This is a genomic window from Cupriavidus sp. 291-E7 (assembly GCF_057798835.1).
In genome coordinates, this window is sequence record NZ_JBYOJV010000008.1 from 300928 (window position 1) to 317063 (window position 16136).

The window sequence follows — 16136 nt, forward strand, 5'->3', positions numbered from 1 at the left end:
GCTCGTTTCCTTCCGATACCTGACACACAGGAGGCCATATGGCTACCGTGCTCATCAATCAGTACCAGAATCGCCAATTCGGCGGTTTCTCCCCCTTCGGCAACCTCACGTCGCTGGCGTACGCCATGCTGACCAACGCTGCCGGCATCGTCCAGAACGCCAATGCTGCCGCTGCACTCGCCGCGGGCGATGTGGTCGATCTGGGCCCGCTGCCGGAAGGCATGCGCCTGGAAGATGCTTCGGTCTTCGTGACCACGGGCATGACGGCCACCATCACCGGCTCGCTGGGCTTCAAGTACGAGGACGGCGTGGACGATGCGAGCGTGCCGCAGGACGCTGCCTACTTCGGTTCGGGCATCGACCTGGCCGCGACGGGCCGCAAGCGTGCCACCGGCGCCAAGCTGGTGACGTTGCCGAAGCCCGCCCGCCTGATCCTGACAACCGCGGTGGCGGCGAACGCCAAGGCAAGCGACATCAAGGTGCTGGTCACCGGCGAACTGTCCGGCAACCGCTGATAGCGGCCGCCATTGGCGCGGGCGGCCCAGTGCCGCCCGCCCCGTCACGCAGGAGTAGGACACTTCTATGAAAGTCATCATCATTGGCAGCGTGATTCACGCCGCGCTGAACGCCGCAATGGGCGCCCTGACCGGCGCTGCGGTGGTCGAGTGGGAGGGCACCGACGACGCGCACCGCGAGAAGGTGGTAGGCGCCGTGCAGTTCGCCATCGACAATCCCGATGTCACCCCCGAGCAGCAGCACGAGCAATGGCGCGAAGCGCGCATCGCCGAAGGCTGGACCCTCGCGGAAGCGCACGAAGTGGAGAAGAAGCAAAGTCCGCTGCTCGTGCCCTACGCCGAGTTGCCGCCGGAACAGCGCACCAAGGACGCGCTGGTGCATCGACTCGTGCTGGTGCTGAAGGACATTCCCGACGCCGACGAAGCTGTCAAGGCCTTCCGCGCCAACCTGCCGCCGGTGGAACATGCCGTTCCGAACAGCGAACTTGCAGCGATGGCGCTGGGCATCGGCGTGGGCGTGAAATACATCGGCCGCCGTTCCGAATGGAGCGACCGCATGTACGGCACCGGTCTGGTTTTCGTCTCGGACCAGGTACGAGCGCTCCCGGAGGCCATCGCCCGCAAGCTGCTGCGCCATGCCGATCTCTTCGAGCGCGTGGACGTCGGCGCGGTGCTCGCCACGGCTCACGACACGATCGGCACGAATGACGACACCGCGGAGCTGCTGGAGCAGGGCAAGCAGCGGCAGCAGCGGCAGGAGCGCGATCTGAACCAGATCCAGGATCTGTACGACCAGATCGATCGCATGGACAAGGCGGGCCTGGTGGAGTTTGCCAAGGTGAACTACCGGCAGGATCTGCCCAAGAACGCCACCAAGGACGCCATGCGCACGCAGGTGAAGGGCTTCGTTGACCAGTTCGGGGTCGTATGAAGCTGGCCGAGTTGATCCGCCGTGTGCGCGTCGACGGAAACGACAATGTCACACCGTACTTCTGGTCTGATGCGGACATCACCGCTTGGCTGAACGACGCCGTGGCGGAAGCCGCGGTGCGCGGCCGCCTCATCCACGAGAGCGAGGATGCCGCCGTTTGCCGGATCGCGGTGGAGGCGGAGCGCTCGACCTACCCGCTGCACGAAGCGCTGTTCGAACTGACCTACGTCGGTTTCCTTGATGCCGGCGCGTACAGGCCGCGCTCGATCCGCCTGGTGTCGACCGAGTGGCTGGACGCCAGCATCCGCGAATGGCGCACGTGCCGCGGGTATCCGCAGCACGCCGTCCAATCGGATAAGGGTCTGCGGCTGGTTCCGATGCCGTCGGCGCCCGGCAACCTGGTCCTGGAGGGCTACCGGCTGCCGCTGGTGGCCATGGACCTGCAGAAGAAGGACGCGGTTGAACCCGAGATCGGGCAGGCACATCACCCGCATTTGGTTCATTGGCCGCTGCATCGTGGCTTCAGCATTCCGGACATGGAGGCCTTCGATGCACGGCGCGCGGGGGAGGCGGAGGCGGCATTCACTGCCTACTTCGGCTTCCGGCCCGACTCGGACCTGCGGCGCATCACGCGGGAGGATGTGCCGCATCACGTAGAGGCGTTCTGGCCATGACAAAGCTGGCCGTTGATTTGAGAATCGGTGAGGTGCTGACGATCGGCACCGCCACCGTGCGGCTGGAGAGGAAATCCGGCCAGCTTGCCCGGCTGGTGGTCATCGCCGACGAGCACACCCCGATCGTTACCCCAAAAGCAAGGCGGGAAGCCGCCGGCGAAGCGCGCATGAGTGCGCTCCAACCTGACATGGAGCCCACCTATGGCAAACACCCTATTTGACTACTGTCGCCAGCGCTTCTTGGAGGGTCAGCTCAATTGGCTGACCGACACCATCAAGGTGTACCTGGTCGACACCGGTGCCTACACTCCGCAGACGGCTGTCCACCAGTACCTGTCGGACATTCCGACGTCGGCGCGTATCGCTGGCCCGGTCACGGTCACGTCGAAGACCACCACCGGCGGCGCGGCGGACGGCGCAGATATCACGTTCACGAGCGTGTCGGGCGCCAGCATCGAGGCCATCGTGATCTACAAGGACACCGGCACCGAGTCGACTAGTCCCCTGATCGCGTATATCGATACGGCCACCGGCCTGCCGATCACGCCGAACGGCGGCGACATCATCGTCACCTGGGACAACGGCACCAACAAGATCTTCCGCGTCTAAGGGCGCCCTGCGCAGGAGTGCATGCCATGTCGGACAGCATGAAGCCATCACCCATCATCGTCGGTGTCAGCGGCATCGAGCCGCGCAAGCAGGATGCCGCACCCGCGGCGCCGATCCCTTGGGGCCGCATCTGCGGCCTGCCGGCGTTCGAGATGTTCGTCGCAGAACGCAGCGGGCGGCCCCTGGCCAACGTCGCCGACGCGATGCGCCCCTTCATGGCAGGGCAGATCGCGAAGCTGGGAGAGCAGGGGCTGTTTGACGCCTACGGCCTGTGGCACAAGGAAAAGGGAATGTGGCCAGGAGAAACGCCGCTTGGGGATCTGGTAGATGCCTAAAAGACTAGTTGGCATTTTCTATGGCGAGATAACCCCGGGGCGGATTATTCAATTGCGCCAAGGACTCGACCCGATTGCGAAGCTGGATGTGTATCCAAACGCCAGCATCTCCGGTAGCGGAAACTCGTTTGCAGTTGCGCCGGATGGAAGTGCGGCAGTGGCCGGCAACTCATCGACTTCTAACAACATTCGCTACTACGCGGACCCCGCGAACCTGGGAGGTGTCACCATCCCGACGGCGACTTTCGCTGGCAACGTCTATTGCTGCGCGATCAGTGCAACGCTGTATGCCTTTGGTGGAAGTTCGCCATTTCTCTATGTGTTTGACCGTGCAACGCACACGCTGAAGACACTGAATATTTCGGGATTGGGCCTTGTCAATGCGATGGAATTTTCACCAGACGGCAGCAAGCTGGCGGTGATGCATTCCAACGCTCCGTACGTGCGAATCTACAGTACTTCGGACTGGTCCATTGTCAACGCCGCGACCGCTGCACCGAACCCGCCCTATGCCTGCTGCTTTTCAAAGGACAGTAGTAAGCTGGTTGTGTTCAATTACACATCGCCGTTCGTCACCGTCTATAACCCGACAACAGGAAGTCGTGATGTAGCGCTGACCACAAGTGGATACGGCATCAACACGGGTAGCTTCGGCACCCGCGCGGTTCGGTCACCTTTGCCAGGTGACAATCGCATTCTTTTTGCGGTGACTACCTCGGGATTCATTGCCACGTTTGACACGGTGACTAACGCACTCACCCGGTGGGCTGGACTCACTCCGGACATCGCTGCCGTTAGCCATCTCGTAGTTGATCCGGACCCAGACCTGGATACCGTCTACGCCATTCACGGCTATGGGAGCACGTCTCCGTCTCGGATGATCACCATGTACAAGATTTCGACGGGCACCGCATATGACAACCCACCGCCGATTTTTCGAAACCTGTGCTGGGGATCTGGCAGCACTGTATATAGCGCCGGTGGCATCGTGATGACCGATGCGCACACCTTGACCGGTACCGTGCGCAACATCAACAACGCTCCGGCCGCGCGTGTGGTGCGGGCATACAGCAGGGCCACCGGCGAGCTACTGGCGCAAACGACATCGGATGCGACTACAGGCAACTACACGCTGAAGGTGTATGACGCTGGCCCGTACGATGTCCAGTTCATGACCGCCGATGGGGAACTGCTGAACGACCTGTTCTTCGCGAGAGCAGAGCCGCAGGCTGTGAGTGGGTAACACATGGCCGACTACGTGGCGCCGGCGGGGACGCTGAGCCCATCTTGGTCGGGCAAGAACGCCTATCGCGGGCCGGTCACCCGGCTTCATGCGTCCTGGGCGGGACCACAGCAGACGATTGCCCCTGTCGGATGGTCCGCACTGGTGCCCGGTGTGGCCACGCTGGTGCCACAGCAGATCGCCAAGCCTGTTGGACTGGACGCGTCTGCCTTCGGTCCTACCTGGGCGCTCACGACCCGGTTTAACTACCGGCCGCCGCAGTATCGGATCGACGGGACGTGGGTCGGCGCACAGCGCTACACACGGCCGACGGGCACGCTGAACGTCACCTTCGATAACGCCATCGGTTATATCTCGCCGAATGGTCACGATGCATCGGGCTTTGGCGGGACCACGGTTTTTGGCACCCAGTTTGTCCGACCCGCTGGCTTCGATCCGCTGGTCATGGGCACGTCCGTCTATGCGTTGTTCAGTTATCAGTACGCGCCGCCGCAGTGGACGATCACGGCTTCATGGGTAGCCAAGGCGCAGTACACACCGCCGCGCGACACGTTGGACGGCGCGTGGATTCTGCCCATCGAAGCGAAGATCGTAGCGCTGACGGGCTGGGTCGACGGCGTGATTGGTGGCGTCACGTTGTACAACCAGACGCAGTACGCCATTCCTGCGGGCATTGCGCCGGACTCGGTGCCCGCCCCGGACGTCACCAATGCCGCGCGTGCGCTCCTGCCAACCGGCTTCAATGGCTTGGCCTTGGGCTCGCAGATGGTCAGCACCGCCACGCGCACGCTGTCGCCATCTGGTGTCAATCTGCTGAGCATCGGGGCGCTGACTGCGCAACTCCAGCATCGGCCCATTGTGCTCACCGGTTTCGACAGCGTGGCGGTGGCGAACACGCTGGCGGTTGCCAACCGAAACCGCTATGTGGCCGCGGGGAATATTGGCGCCGCGGCCTATGGCATGCCGTCGGTGGTGCTGTACACCCGCTACCTGCAGCAGACGGGATTTGTTGCTACTGCATACGGTGCGACGCGCGTCAGCCATGACAAGCAGACCTTGCTGGTGCCCAGCAATGCCCCGCCAGCGCTGGGCACGGCATGGGTCAGCATGTCGCCGCGCATTATCGAGACTGCCGGACGAGACAGCGCAGCCGTCGCGATTCCGCTGGTGGGCGGCACGCGCTATCTGCTGCCGGCTGGCATCGACGGCCTGGCTTTCGGTACTCGGATCATCCCGGAATCGCGGAGTGTGGCGCCGCTGGGCTTCCGTGAGCAGTGGGGCCAGCAGGAAATCAAGAATCGCCTGACTTTCGCGTCGCCGATGGGCTTCCAGTCCACGGGGCAGGAGGAATTCCGCTGGGGTCGCGCCGACGCCTGGAATCTGCGGCAGTACGTCGTCATGGTGTACGACCCAGACAGCGCGCTGAACCCGCCGCCGTGGTCGCAATGGACGCTGATCGAGAACCGGAATCGAGTGGTGGGGGCCATCGGCGTGACGCCACCGGCTTGGGGGTACACCCAGATCGACAACAATGCCCGCGTGATCCAGCCGGCCGGGATGACCCAGCCAGGCTATCCGGGCACCGACAAGGTCGGCATGGTGGCCTACGGCGTGCGCCGGCTGCCGATCGACGGCGTGGAGCCGCCGCCGATTTCGACATGGCATGCCGTTTTCAATGCCGCGAAGGTGCTGGCGCCGCCCGGGGCGGTCACGGCGGCGTTTGGCACGGCCGCGCTGGAGAGCAATCGCCGGTACTTCGACCGGATCGGCAACTTCGACTCGGCGGCTATCGGCACGGCATTCGTCGACTTCGCCATCCGCACGCTGGCAGTGGAGCCGCGCTACAGCATCGCGCCGCCAGACGTGAGGCTGCCCGAGGTGAAGCTGTACACGCGCTACCTGGCGCCGCAGGGCACCGACATGCTCGGCATCGGCCTGGCAGCGCTGTCCATCCACTTCAACAAGATCGAGCCGAAATGGGTCCATCGCGACCTGGTCGGCGAGCCACGCGCGTACAACGTGACGCCGGAGATGCGGGGCTACGGCTGGAATTCCGAAGAGTTTGGCGACGCCTTTGTGCGCCCGCAATGGCGGCCGGTGAAGGTAGACGGGACCAGCATGCAGTTGTTCGGCCAGGCCAAGATTGCGGACAGGACGCAGGGCATCACCGTACCGGGCACCAACCTGATGAAGTTGGGCGACAAGCTGGTGGTTACGAAAACTGGTGCGCCGCCGAACACGCCGCAGACCATCGAGGTAGATGTTCTGGTGAACTCGCAGAGTGTCTTCGGAACGCCCGGCCTGAACCAGTACGTGCTTTACGCCGTCGGTGTGAGCCCGCCCGATACCGGCAAGCCGACCGTGCGCATCATGGGCGCTACCGTGGACGCTGGCATCAAGGTGGATGGCTACGGCACGCCGGCGGTCGGCCTGAAGAACCGGGGCATTACCGTGCCGGCATGGGATAACGCGCAGGTCTACGATCCGGGTCGGCCCATCATGAGCCCGCTGACCATTTGGGCGGTGAAGGAAGCGCCGGCGCAGGCCAAGGCGAATCACCCGGTGTCCGACCTGCACTATGTAGGCGAAACGAACATCTACTCGCCGGGAGAGCGCTTCGGCACGGCGCGGATCAGCACCTATCTGGGCATCCTTCAGCCCACCACGGTGGGCAGCATGGCGTTCTTCGGCGTCCAGAGCGTCTACCTGAAGCGACGCTACATCTTGCCGGAAGGGCTGCAGGCGTATCGCATGGGCTGGGTGAACGTTGGGGACGGCAAGCAGACCCTGATCCAGTTCGGTGGCGCCGATTCAATGCTCACTGGCAGGCCGACCGTGGCGCGCGCGCCGTACACCGGGCTGCAGACCGTCGTGGCCGCGGGCATCGCCTCGATGGCGTTCGGATCCGCAGCCTGGGTGTCGCCGCTGCATCGCACATACCAGCTGACGGGCATCAACGCGCTGGTGATGGGCAGTTCCCGCGGCGACTCGCCGTACCAGTGGCAGACGCTGCACGTGGGCCCACCGATGCCGACAATCCCCGCGGGCATCGACGCGGCCCAGTTCGGCACGACCTGGGTGTCGCTGCGCGTGCGCGGCCTGGAGGCAAAGGGTTTCGAGACGTTCAGCATGGACTACGACCCGGCGCGCTTCGCCGATCGCCTGAGGGTGCGCAACGCCTTCGTGCCGCCGGGCCCGCCGGGGCAGGCGATCACGGCTGTAGGTGTGGACGCGCTGAGCGCCGGGGTGCCCAATGTGCGGCCAGGCGTCCACTACATCCGGCCGGATGGCGACGCCGACCAATACCGCAAAGGAGCCTTCTGATGGCCGGAACTTCCCTGATGCCGCTGGCGGGCATCAACACCGTGGCCGAAGACGCGGCGCTGAAACAGGGCGGCGACAACCCGAAGCTGTATGTCCGCGATGCGCTGAATGTGGACCTCTCGCCGGCCGGCAAGGCAAGCCTCCGACCCAGCACGCGCCGCGTTTCCGACCAACCATTCCGCGATATCTGGCAAAGCCCGCTGCATGGGGATGCCTTTGGCGCGCTGGGCGACCAGTGGGGCAGGCTGAATACTGGCGATTGGTCCTTGGAGCCGCTGGCGCGAATCGGCGACGGCGACGTGTCGCACGAAGTGCTGAACAACCTGGTGTGCGTCGCCGGCCCCGCTGGCATCTTCGCCTTCAACGGCCAGCGCGCCGAGCGCATGGCGCTGGAGACGCCGGCGGCGCCGCTGGTGCTGGCCAGGCAGGGCGCGCTCAGCCAGGGCACATACGGCGCGGCCGTCGCGTGGCTGCGCGGGCAAGTGGAATCCGCCCCGTCAACCATCGCATTCACGGACGTGGGCGACAGCGGCGGGCTGGAGATCACCCTGCCCATGTGTCTTGACGCGAGCGTGACCGGTGCGCGGCTCTACCTGACGCGCGCGAACGGCGGTGAGCTGCTGCTGGCGGGAGACTACGCAGTCGGCGCGGCGCCGATCGCCATGCCCACGCTGCCCGAACTGGGCCGGCCGTCGCAGTTCCGCAACCTGTCGCCGATGCCGACGGGCAAATTCCTGAAGTACTGGCGCGGCCGGCTGGTGACTGCTCGTGCCAACGTCCTGCGATTTTCCGAGGCGCTGGCCTACCACCTGCACGACGAGCGCTATGGGTTCGTCCAGATGCCACAGCGCATCACTTTCGTGCAGCCGGTGAACGGCGGCATCTGGGTGGGGCAGGTGGATCATGTGGCGTTCCTCGGCGGTACCGAACCCGGGAACCTGTCTATCGCGCGCCGGCAGTCGCGGGCGCCGGTGCCAGGCAGCGCCATCCTGGTGGCGGCGGAGATAGTCGGCACCAATGCGTCGCCGGACGGATCGCCGGTGGTCGTCTGGCTGGCGGAAAACGGCTATGTCATGGGCACCAGTTCCGGCGCCATCGCTGAGGTGCATGCGTCGGTGCTGGCCGGCATCACCGGCCGGGCCGGAACCTCTGTAGTGCTGGATCGCCGTCTGCTGACGGCAGTAACCTGAACCATCCCGATCATCCGGGCCTTCAATCGCTGCGCATGAGTGCGGCATAGGAATACTGGAGTGAAACCTATGCAACGCATCAGCAAAGCCCTGCGCATCGAAATGGCCGCCGCCCTGGCGGCTGGCAACTTCAACGTCACCGAAGCCGGCATCGTCTTCCCGCAGCTTTCGGCCCTGGCCGGCGGCGAGTACTTCGGCCGCATCAACGGCGCCGAGTGGGAAAAAGAAGGCGACAACCTGATCCCGACCGAGGGGCTGGCGCACATCCTGAACGTCGCGCTGGGCGGCAAGGCCAAGGCATCGTGCTTCCTGGCCCTGTTCTCCGGCAGCGCCGCGCCAGCCGCCAACTGGACGGCGGCCAACTTCGCCGCGGTGGCGTCGGAAATCACCAGCCTGACCGAGGGCTACACCAGCGCGACGCGCCCGGCGTGGACGCCTGTCGACACCGCTACCGGCTCCATCGACAACATGGCCGCGGTGGCTTCGGTCACGATCGCGACGGCATCGCAACTCAACGTCAACGGCGCCGCGCTGCTGACCAACAGCACGAAGGGCGGCACCACCGGCGCGCTGGTTTCGGCGTCGAAGTATGCCGCCACCCGCGTGTTCCAGAGCGGCGACACCTACGATATCGGCTACCGGCTGAATCTGACCGTCTAACCGATGCTGTCGCCGCGCCCCTACGGACGCTTCGCAGAGGATGCGGAGCTATCCGTTGTCGATGCCGCCGCCGTCGAGCTGTTGGCCAGGAACCTGACGAACTTCAAGCAGGCGTCTGATCTCGCCAACCTGAAGCGCGTCACGGACCTGCCCAGTGGCCGGCAGGCGGTGGCCACCGACATGGGCGGCATCTTCCGGATCTTGATCCTGGAGCGCCACGAGCACCCGGAACACCAGTTCGAGGGCGTGGCCGAGACCAACATTCCCATGCTGTTCTGCGGCGTCGTCACGAAGGCGCAGGTGCTCGCACAGGGGGAGGGTGTGGGCCTGAGACTGACCGAGCAGACCCGGCGCCGGCTGGTGGCGTACAACGGCGACGCGGCGCTGCCGCCCAAGGATGTGGCGCTTCAGCGGTTCAAGATCGAATACGAAGCGCGTTTCCAATACTTCCAGCCGACCAACCCGGGCATCTACACGTTCACCCAGTACGTGAAGCAGCGGCCGACCTGGTACAGCGGCGCGATGGCGGAAGTCATGCAGGTGGCGGGCGGGTACGGGCGCCAGAATCTGCAGGAGCTGCCTGAGGACGACATTGAGCGAGCGCGCATGCTGGTCCCCGAGAGCTATATGAGGCTGGTGCGCCAGCAGCTTGGCAACGTCCGGCTGCCTGGCTACACCGGTTTCCCCGATCGGGAGGGGCAGTTCAAGTGCGAGTACGGTGCCAGCCAATGCAACAACGTTGCCTTCGACACGTCCGGCGGTCCGTGGCTTCTGCAGGTGAATGCGCGCGGCGTCTACGCCATGCCGCTGCCCGTGGTGCCCGCGACGACCACCGCGGCGTTTCGCCGGTATGTCGTGGACGTGGGCGACGGCGAGCTGCTGAAGCTGCTGGATCGCTTCGGCGGCTTGCCCACGGGGGAAGGCTTCCCGCAGTCGGAAAGCGATTTCGAAGCGTGGCGGCGGGCCGGTGTGATCATTCAGGTGTGCGATACCGCGGACTTCTACAGCTTTAGCGCGATGTACGCGGCCGGCGGCTGGGCAATGAACCGCAACGGCACCGAGGGTTTCAATACCTGCTGGGGCTACGACGGCGCCGGCCTGATGCAGGTGCATGCCTACAAGATGAACCTGTACTTGGCCCCAGCGCAGGAACAGGGCCTGCTGCGCAACACGTGGGAATACGACTACCCCGAGGATGCGCGCAGGCTCAATGGCTACCTGTCGAAAATCTACGAGGCCTTGACCGATGGCACCGCGCGCGCACTGGCCATCAAGTACAAGATTCGCCGTGTCCCGGTCGGCGATATCCTGGCGCGCGCGCAGAGCAGCAGCGGCGCCGATCTGGACTACTGGGAGAACCTCGAACTGTCGCCCATCGCGGCGCACGCTGGCCGGGTCTCGCGCGTTGGCACGGGGCCGTTCTACTGGCTGTCGAAGAACCCGCAGTCGTGCCTCCGCCTGAAATTCCCGGAACTGAAAGGGCAGGGCTGCGAGTCGTTCATTCACGTGTCGCCGGACTATATGGGAGACCCGGTGAAGTGCGACACCATCGTTTTCGGCTGCTACGTCGAGGACCAGTTGCGGGTGATCAAGTACTTCTACGACGAACGGAAGTTCAAGCGCGAGACGCAGAGCACCTTCGAGAAGAACATGATTGTCGGCCAGTGGGAGAAGACCGAAACGACCGGCAACAGCGGCCTGATGGGCAACTTCTACACCACCGATTTTGACGACCGGCAGGACCAGCCGCCCGTCACAACGCGCACCAATATCGTTGGGACGGACATGGGCTATGGCAACGTCATGTACCGCACACCGGAGATTTTTTCGCGCTTGGGCACTGTAAGTCGGGCCCGCTATTACATGCACCGAACGACGGTGGACACCACCCTATCGTTCAGCATCGACGTGGCGGCGCTGGTTCCGGTGTTTGAGCGCGACTGCATCCTGTACGCCTATCAGGACCGCACGACCGGCCGCACGCGATCGGAAGAGACGTCCCAAGGGGCCGTGTCTGATCCGACGTCCTATCAGCTATGGTGCTATGACAGCATCTTCCATTACTTGGGCACCACCTTAAACAATTGCCGCGGCGATCCGCCGTCGATTAACGGAGTGCCCGTCTACGTCGATAGCCTGATCTACACCCCTACCGAGGTGAGCGATTTTGCTGAAAGCGGCAACTGGCTGAACCTTCCTGGTGGCGGGTTCCTTGACGTGACCAGCATCTGCGGGCCGTACACCGCGCGCGGATCGCCGCACAACGCCAATGGCGTGGTCATCGGCGGCGAGGCGCCGGGATTCAATCCGTATTCGAACACCGTGAAGTACCCGGACACCACTACCGGGCAACTCAGCGTGAGCCTGGCCGTGGCCGGCGCCACGGTAGTCAGCCGCGACATGCCGCACACGTGGTACTGGGGCTTCTCGCCCGCGGACGATTTCTATTTCTACCGCGACGCCGTGCATAACGCCATCGGCGACGCCGACTACGCCAGCATCTACGAGACGGCGCCGGATGGCCTGCGCCGTCGCTGGGGATACACCACGCTGGCGGACAACAAGGCCGCGCACCACTTCATAGGGGTCATCAATGAGTAAGTACCGCGACGATTCGAACGACACGGCCGTGGCAAGGGACTCGGCCTGGATCGGCCTGAAAGCGATAACTGAGGGCACGGCGAAGATCACTGAGACCGTGCTGTTCGGCCTGCTGGTGTTCCACGCCGACGCGGCTGTCGCGGCAGACAAGGTCATCGACAGGCCGGCGCACATGCTGACGGATCTGGCGCGGATCGGCGACGCCGCCAGCGACCACCTGCATGCGCACCTGCTAAATGCCGAGTCCACCACGATCGGCGAGCGCGTTACCGGCACGCTGCGGGTTATGCACGGCGAAAGCGCCGGCGTGACGGACTCGCTTGTCGACCGCATTCGGGGCCTGGTCGTAGACGGTGCGCGAGTGAGTGAAGAGGTGCTGGCCAGCCGCCACGTGCGCACGCTGGTTACCGAGACCGCGCGCGCGAGCGACGGGACCGGCCAGGCCACGGCCGTGCTGGTGGTCGATACGGCCACGATCGGAGAAGACGTCAGGGGCCGATTGCGCGCTCGCACACTGCTGATCGATGGCGCCGCGCTGGCGGATGAGGTTGCCGACGGCCACCAGGCTGTCGCTCCGCTGCTGATCGATGGCGCGCGCGTGGCAGCCGTGGTGGTCGACCGCCTAGCGGCGCGTGACTTGGTGAGTGACCTGGTGCTGGTCGAGGACGCCCCGGTGGGTGGCGATCAGAGCGCCGGGCAGGCGTGGACTGCGAACGTGGATAGCTGGGCCATGAGCCGGTACGCGCCATACACATTCACCTCGCTGGCCGTGATCGACGGCAGGCTCTATGGGCTGGCACCGGACGGCGTCTATGCGCTGGACGGCGGCGAGGAACCGGTAGCTGGCGCGCTCGTGACCGGCAAGATCGACCTAAGCAAGGGCACGCTGGTCCATCCGGTGGCCGCCTATCTGGAATACGAACTGGACGCCGAAGGGACGGCCGTCATGGACGTGACCACCACGCAGAGCGGTGTGCAGGCTGACACCTACAGCTATCCGTTGGAACGGGAGCCGGCCGCCGTGCTGACCAACGGGCGCATCAAGTTCGGGCGTGGCTTACGCGGGCGCCATTTCAGCTTCGCCCTGCGCCTGACGGGGAAGCACGCCTATATCAATGACCTGCGCGTCGAATCGACGCCGACCAAAAGGGGAGTGTGATGGGTATCGCACCAGACAGCATCCTTGGCGTGGCGGTGGATACCGTCACCGAGAAAATCAGCAGCTTGGACAGCCTGGCGCGCACGTACAGCACGCAACTGAGCCAGGCGCTCGCCCAGATCGGCGACATCACCGTGGCCGACGTGCCGGCGCCGACGCGCCCGGATGCGCCTGTCGCCGCGCCGCCGCCCGTGACGCTGGACAACCAGCCGACCTACAACCCGTCGCCGCTGGTGCTGCCGGACGCGCCGGGCGGCCTGAACATTGACGACCTGCTGAAGGATCTGGACGTCGGCGATATGGACGACCTGCCCGACCCGCCGACCATGATCCCCATCGACATCCCCGATGCGCCGAGCATGGCGATCATTCAGGCGCCGGAGCGGCCGGACATCGACACGAAGGTGGAGATTCCCGACCCGCCGAAGATCGACATGCCGGAAATGGAGGCGCTGGAGAAGATCACGCTGCCGGATTTCGTGTTCCCGGAACTGCCGACTTTTGATGCTACGCCACCGGACGCCAGCGGCATCACGGTTCCCAACGTATTCATCAATTGGGCCGAGCCGGTATATGCGTCCGAGGTGCTGGACGAACTGCAGGCCAAGGTGAAGGAGATGATGGCCGGCGGCACCGGGCTGCCGGCGCCGATCGAGGCCGCGCTGTTCGTCCGCGCACGGGAGCGCGATAGCGGCGAGACGTCGCGGCAGGTTCAGGAGGCAGTGGATACCTGGGCCGGCCGCAACTTCTCGATGCCGCCGGGCATGCTGGCCAAGCAGGTCGACGTGGCGCGCGAGCAGGGCAGGCTGAAGGCGGCCGAGCTGAATCGAGACATCCTGGTGCAGGCAGCGACGTGGGAGATCGAGAACCTGCGCTTCGCGGTCCAGCAGGGCCTGGCGCTCGAACAGTTGACCGAGAACATGCACGAGAACACGGCCAAGCGCCTGTTCGAGGTTGCCCGCTTCCACGCGGAAAGCCAGATCAACGTGTTCAACGCGCAAGTCAGCCTCTTCAATGCCCAGAACGCCGCCTTCCAGACGTTGGCACAGGTGTACCGGACCAAGCTGGACGCGGCCATTTCGAAGCTCACCGCCTACAAGACTGCGGTGGAGGGGCAGGTGGCGCTGGGCCAGATCAACCAGCAGCGCGTGGACGTGTTCAAGGCGAAGCTGCAGGCGGTGCAGTCCAACGTCGAGGTGTACAAAGCGCTCATGCAGGGCGCCTCTGTGCGTGCGGACACCATCAAGAACCAGTTCGACGCGTACCGAGCGGACGTGCAGGCCTATGCCGAGCAGATCGGCGCCGAGAAGGTAAAGTTCGACGCCTACGAAGCCCGCCTGAAGGGCGAATCGGCGAAGGCAGACGTTCTGGACTCTCAGGCGCGTGCCTATGCATCCACGATCCAGGGCCTGGCCAATAAGGCAGACATCAAGGTGAAGGGTGCCCAGATCAAGATGGAGGCGGCGCGCACCAAGGTGTCCAAGTTCCTCGCTGACGTCGACGCGTACAAGGCTGCTTTGCAGGCGAACCTCAGCAACGTGCAGTACGGCACGTCAGTGTTTCAGGCGCAGGTGGAAGCCTGGCGCGCCGGTGCCAGCGCCAATGTGGCCAATGCCGAGATGCAGAGCCGCTTCGCGGACATGAACAGCCGGACCAATATCGCCTACGCAGAAATGCAGATCAGCGAGTACACCGCGAAGATGCAGAACGCTGTTCAGCAGGCTCAGATTGCGCTGGAAGCCGCGAAGGCGCTGGGGCAGTACACCGCCCAGCTTGCGGCCGGTGCCATGTCGGCTGCGCACGTGTCGGCCAGCATCAGCGGCTCGGGTAGCGCCAGTTCGTCGGAGAGCAACAGCACCAATACATCAACCAGCTACAACTACCAGTACTAGGACGTGTCACACGTCAGCCGCGCGGCTACCTGACCCTCGCGCTCGAGACTCGGGCGCTTGGAGGCGGCCGGAGCCGTAAAACGAAGAATGCGGGCATTTTACGGCGCACTTTTGGGAGTCATTCCTTCGATGGTGGGGAAGACGGACATCACTGCATACGGGACAATTGACTCTATCGTGATTGACCCCACGATTCTTAACCGTCCGCCCACGAGCCTACTGGCCCGTGGGCGTTTTTTTGGTCACCCCATTCCGTTCATGCCGCTTGGCGGATGACGGCGAATATGACGTAAGCCGCCGCAATCACCGCAATGGCTCCAGCAGATGCCAGGTAGTATTTGGCGCCATGATGCGGCGGGTCCGAATGAAAGTGGTGCACAACTGGCTTCATCGCTACCCCCTATATTTAGCTGCCTACGATTGGAGCCTAGGCCTGTTCTGGCAACATACCAAGCAAACTGTGTGCCTGGTTAGGTGCAAAATCCTAACGGCGAAATACGATCGGACGTCGTTAGCGCCGGCGGACTACCCAGAAGCTCTGGATGATTTGGCGCGTCGTGGGGCTGATGAAGATCTCGTCAAGCTCCGCTTGCGAAAACCATTGGCAACGCGTGATTTCCTTGCTCGGCCGCGGTGAAGCCGACTTCCCTATGTTGGCCACGAAGACATGGTGCATGGTTGTCGCGCCTATGACCTGGAAAACAAAAGCGAGCCCTTTGGCTGGCAACGTAGTTTCCTCTAGAAGCTCTCGGCCTGCTGCTTCCTCAAACGTTTCGTTCCCACTAGGGCGCCCACCCGGCAGCGCCCAACGGTTTCCGTCCTTGGAGACCAACAGTACGCGGTCGCCACGGGCACAAACCACGGTGGCTCTAATTTTGGTCTTCATGAATCGCTTGCAGTGAAAACAGAGTTCGACGGCGATCTTACACCGTGGAAGATTCGCTGTAGACGTCGCACATTGGCACTACCCCTGTAGGGCTGGCCCCGCTGCTGGCTGACACAG

At 64.1% G+C, this 16136-nt stretch carries 14 protein-coding genes; 13 read left to right on the forward strand and 1 reads right to left on the reverse strand.

Going from position 1 to position 16136, the window contains the following annotated elements:
• Positions 1-38 precede the first annotated feature (38 nt).
• From AC3FLX_RS16705 to AC3FLX_RS16765, 13 genes are all read left to right on the forward strand, one after another.
• Positions 39-515 (forward strand): hypothetical protein, encoded by a 477-nt coding sequence (locus AC3FLX_RS16705; RefSeq protein WP_488698317.1) that lies wholly within the window; start codon positions 39-41, stop codon positions 513-515.
• A gap of 67 nt (positions 516-582) precedes the next feature.
• The gene (locus tag AC3FLX_RS16710) at positions 583-1446 is read left to right on the forward strand and encodes a RyR domain-containing protein (protein WP_488698319.1); all 864 of its coding nucleotides are present in this window, start codon (positions 583-585) and stop codon (positions 1444-1446) included.
• Positions 1443-2120 (forward strand): phage adaptor protein, encoded by a 678-nt coding sequence (locus AC3FLX_RS16715; protein ID WP_488698321.1) that lies wholly within the window; start codon positions 1443-1445, stop codon positions 2118-2120. Before AC3FLX_RS16710 ends, AC3FLX_RS16715 begins: the two co-directional genes overlap by 4 nt.
• The gene (locus AC3FLX_RS16720) at positions 2117-2341 is read left to right on the forward strand and encodes a hypothetical protein (RefSeq protein ID WP_488698323.1); all 225 of its coding nucleotides are present in this window, start codon (positions 2117-2119) and stop codon (positions 2339-2341) included. The genes AC3FLX_RS16715 and AC3FLX_RS16720 overlap by 4 nt, the downstream gene beginning before the upstream one ends.
• On the forward strand, positions 2322-2729 hold the full coding sequence (locus AC3FLX_RS16725; RefSeq protein WP_488698325.1) for a hypothetical protein: 408 nt from the start codon (positions 2322-2324) through the stop codon (positions 2727-2729). Before AC3FLX_RS16720 ends, AC3FLX_RS16725 begins: the two co-directional genes overlap by 20 nt.
• 26 nt (positions 2730-2755) lie before the next feature.
• Positions 2756-3064: a hypothetical protein gene (locus tag AC3FLX_RS16730; RefSeq protein WP_488698327.1), complete on the forward strand. Its 309-nt coding sequence runs from the start codon at positions 2756-2758 to the stop codon at positions 3062-3064.
• A complete protein-coding gene (locus AC3FLX_RS16735; protein WP_488698329.1) occupies positions 3057-4307 on the forward strand; it encodes a WD40 repeat domain-containing protein in 1251 nt (416 codons plus the stop codon). The genes AC3FLX_RS16730 and AC3FLX_RS16735 overlap by 8 nt, the downstream gene beginning before the upstream one ends.
• Positions 4308-4310: 3 nt before the next feature.
• Complete coding sequence (locus AC3FLX_RS16740; RefSeq protein ID WP_488698331.1) at positions 4311-7631, forward strand: hypothetical protein; 3321 nt, start codon at positions 4311-4313, stop codon at positions 7629-7631.
• On the forward strand, positions 7631-8821 hold the full coding sequence (locus AC3FLX_RS16745) for a hypothetical protein (RefSeq protein WP_488698332.1): 1191 nt from the start codon (positions 7631-7633) through the stop codon (positions 8819-8821). Before AC3FLX_RS16740 ends, AC3FLX_RS16745 begins: the two co-directional genes overlap by 1 nt.
• Positions 8822-8890: 69 nt before the next feature.
• Entirely contained in the window at positions 8891-9481 is a 591-nt protein-coding gene (locus AC3FLX_RS16750; RefSeq protein ID WP_488698334.1) for a hypothetical protein, read from the forward strand.
• 3 nt (positions 9482-9484) lie between these two features.
• Positions 9485-12082, forward strand: coding sequence for a hypothetical protein (locus AC3FLX_RS16755; RefSeq protein WP_488698336.1), 2598 nt, complete (start codon positions 9485-9487; stop codon positions 12080-12082).
• Positions 12075-13241: a hypothetical protein gene (locus AC3FLX_RS16760; protein ID WP_488698338.1), complete on the forward strand. Its 1167-nt coding sequence runs from the start codon at positions 12075-12077 to the stop codon at positions 13239-13241. The genes AC3FLX_RS16755 and AC3FLX_RS16760 overlap by 8 nt, the downstream gene beginning before the upstream one ends.
• A complete protein-coding gene (locus AC3FLX_RS16765; RefSeq protein ID WP_488698340.1) occupies positions 13241-15133 on the forward strand; it encodes a hypothetical protein in 1893 nt (630 codons plus the stop codon). The genes AC3FLX_RS16760 and AC3FLX_RS16765 overlap by 1 nt, the downstream gene beginning before the upstream one ends.
• 511 nt (positions 15134-15644) lie before the next feature.
• Here AC3FLX_RS16765 and AC3FLX_RS16770 read toward each other — a convergent pair.
• The gene (locus tag AC3FLX_RS16770; RefSeq protein ID WP_488698342.1) at positions 15645-16019 is read right to left on the reverse strand and encodes an NUDIX hydrolase; all 375 of its coding nucleotides are present in this window, start codon (positions 16017-16019) and stop codon (positions 15645-15647) included.
• Positions 16020-16136: the final 117 nt, after the last annotated feature.

Coding starts and splice junctions, on each gene's coding strand:
- AC3FLX_RS16705 (WP_488698317.1), top strand. CDS start 39: ATGGCTACCGTGCTCATCAATCAGTACCAGAATCGCCAATTCGGCGGT.
- AC3FLX_RS16710 (WP_488698319.1), top strand. CDS start 583: ATGAAAGTCATCATCATTGGCAGCGTGATTCACGCCGCGCTGAACGCC.
- AC3FLX_RS16715 (WP_488698321.1), top strand. CDS start 1,443: ATGAAGCTGGCCGAGTTGATCCGCCGTGTGCGCGTCGACGGAAACGAC.
- AC3FLX_RS16720 (WP_488698323.1), top strand. CDS start 2,117: ATGACAAAGCTGGCCGTTGATTTGAGAATCGGTGAGGTGCTGACGATC.
- AC3FLX_RS16725 (WP_488698325.1), top strand. CDS start 2,322: ATGGCAAACACCCTATTTGACTACTGTCGCCAGCGCTTCTTGGAGGGT.
- AC3FLX_RS16730 (WP_488698327.1), top strand. CDS start 2,756: ATGTCGGACAGCATGAAGCCATCACCCATCATCGTCGGTGTCAGCGGC.
- AC3FLX_RS16735 (WP_488698329.1), top strand. CDS start 3,057: ATGCCTAAAAGACTAGTTGGCATTTTCTATGGCGAGATAACCCCGGGG.
- AC3FLX_RS16740 (WP_488698331.1), top strand. CDS start 4,311: ATGGCCGACTACGTGGCGCCGGCGGGGACGCTGAGCCCATCTTGGTCG.
- AC3FLX_RS16745 (WP_488698332.1), top strand. CDS start 7,631: ATGGCCGGAACTTCCCTGATGCCGCTGGCGGGCATCAACACCGTGGCC.
- AC3FLX_RS16750 (WP_488698334.1), top strand. CDS start 8,891: ATGCAACGCATCAGCAAAGCCCTGCGCATCGAAATGGCCGCCGCCCTG.
- AC3FLX_RS16755 (WP_488698336.1), top strand. CDS start 9,485: ATGCTGTCGCCGCGCCCCTACGGACGCTTCGCAGAGGATGCGGAGCTA.
- AC3FLX_RS16760 (WP_488698338.1), top strand. CDS start 12,075: ATGAGTAAGTACCGCGACGATTCGAACGACACGGCCGTGGCAAGGGAC.
- AC3FLX_RS16765 (WP_488698340.1), top strand. CDS start 13,241: ATGGGTATCGCACCAGACAGCATCCTTGGCGTGGCGGTGGATACCGTC.
- AC3FLX_RS16770 (WP_488698342.1), bottom strand. CDS start 16,019: ATGAAGACCAAAATTAGAGCCACCGTGGTTTGTGCCCGTGGCGACCGC.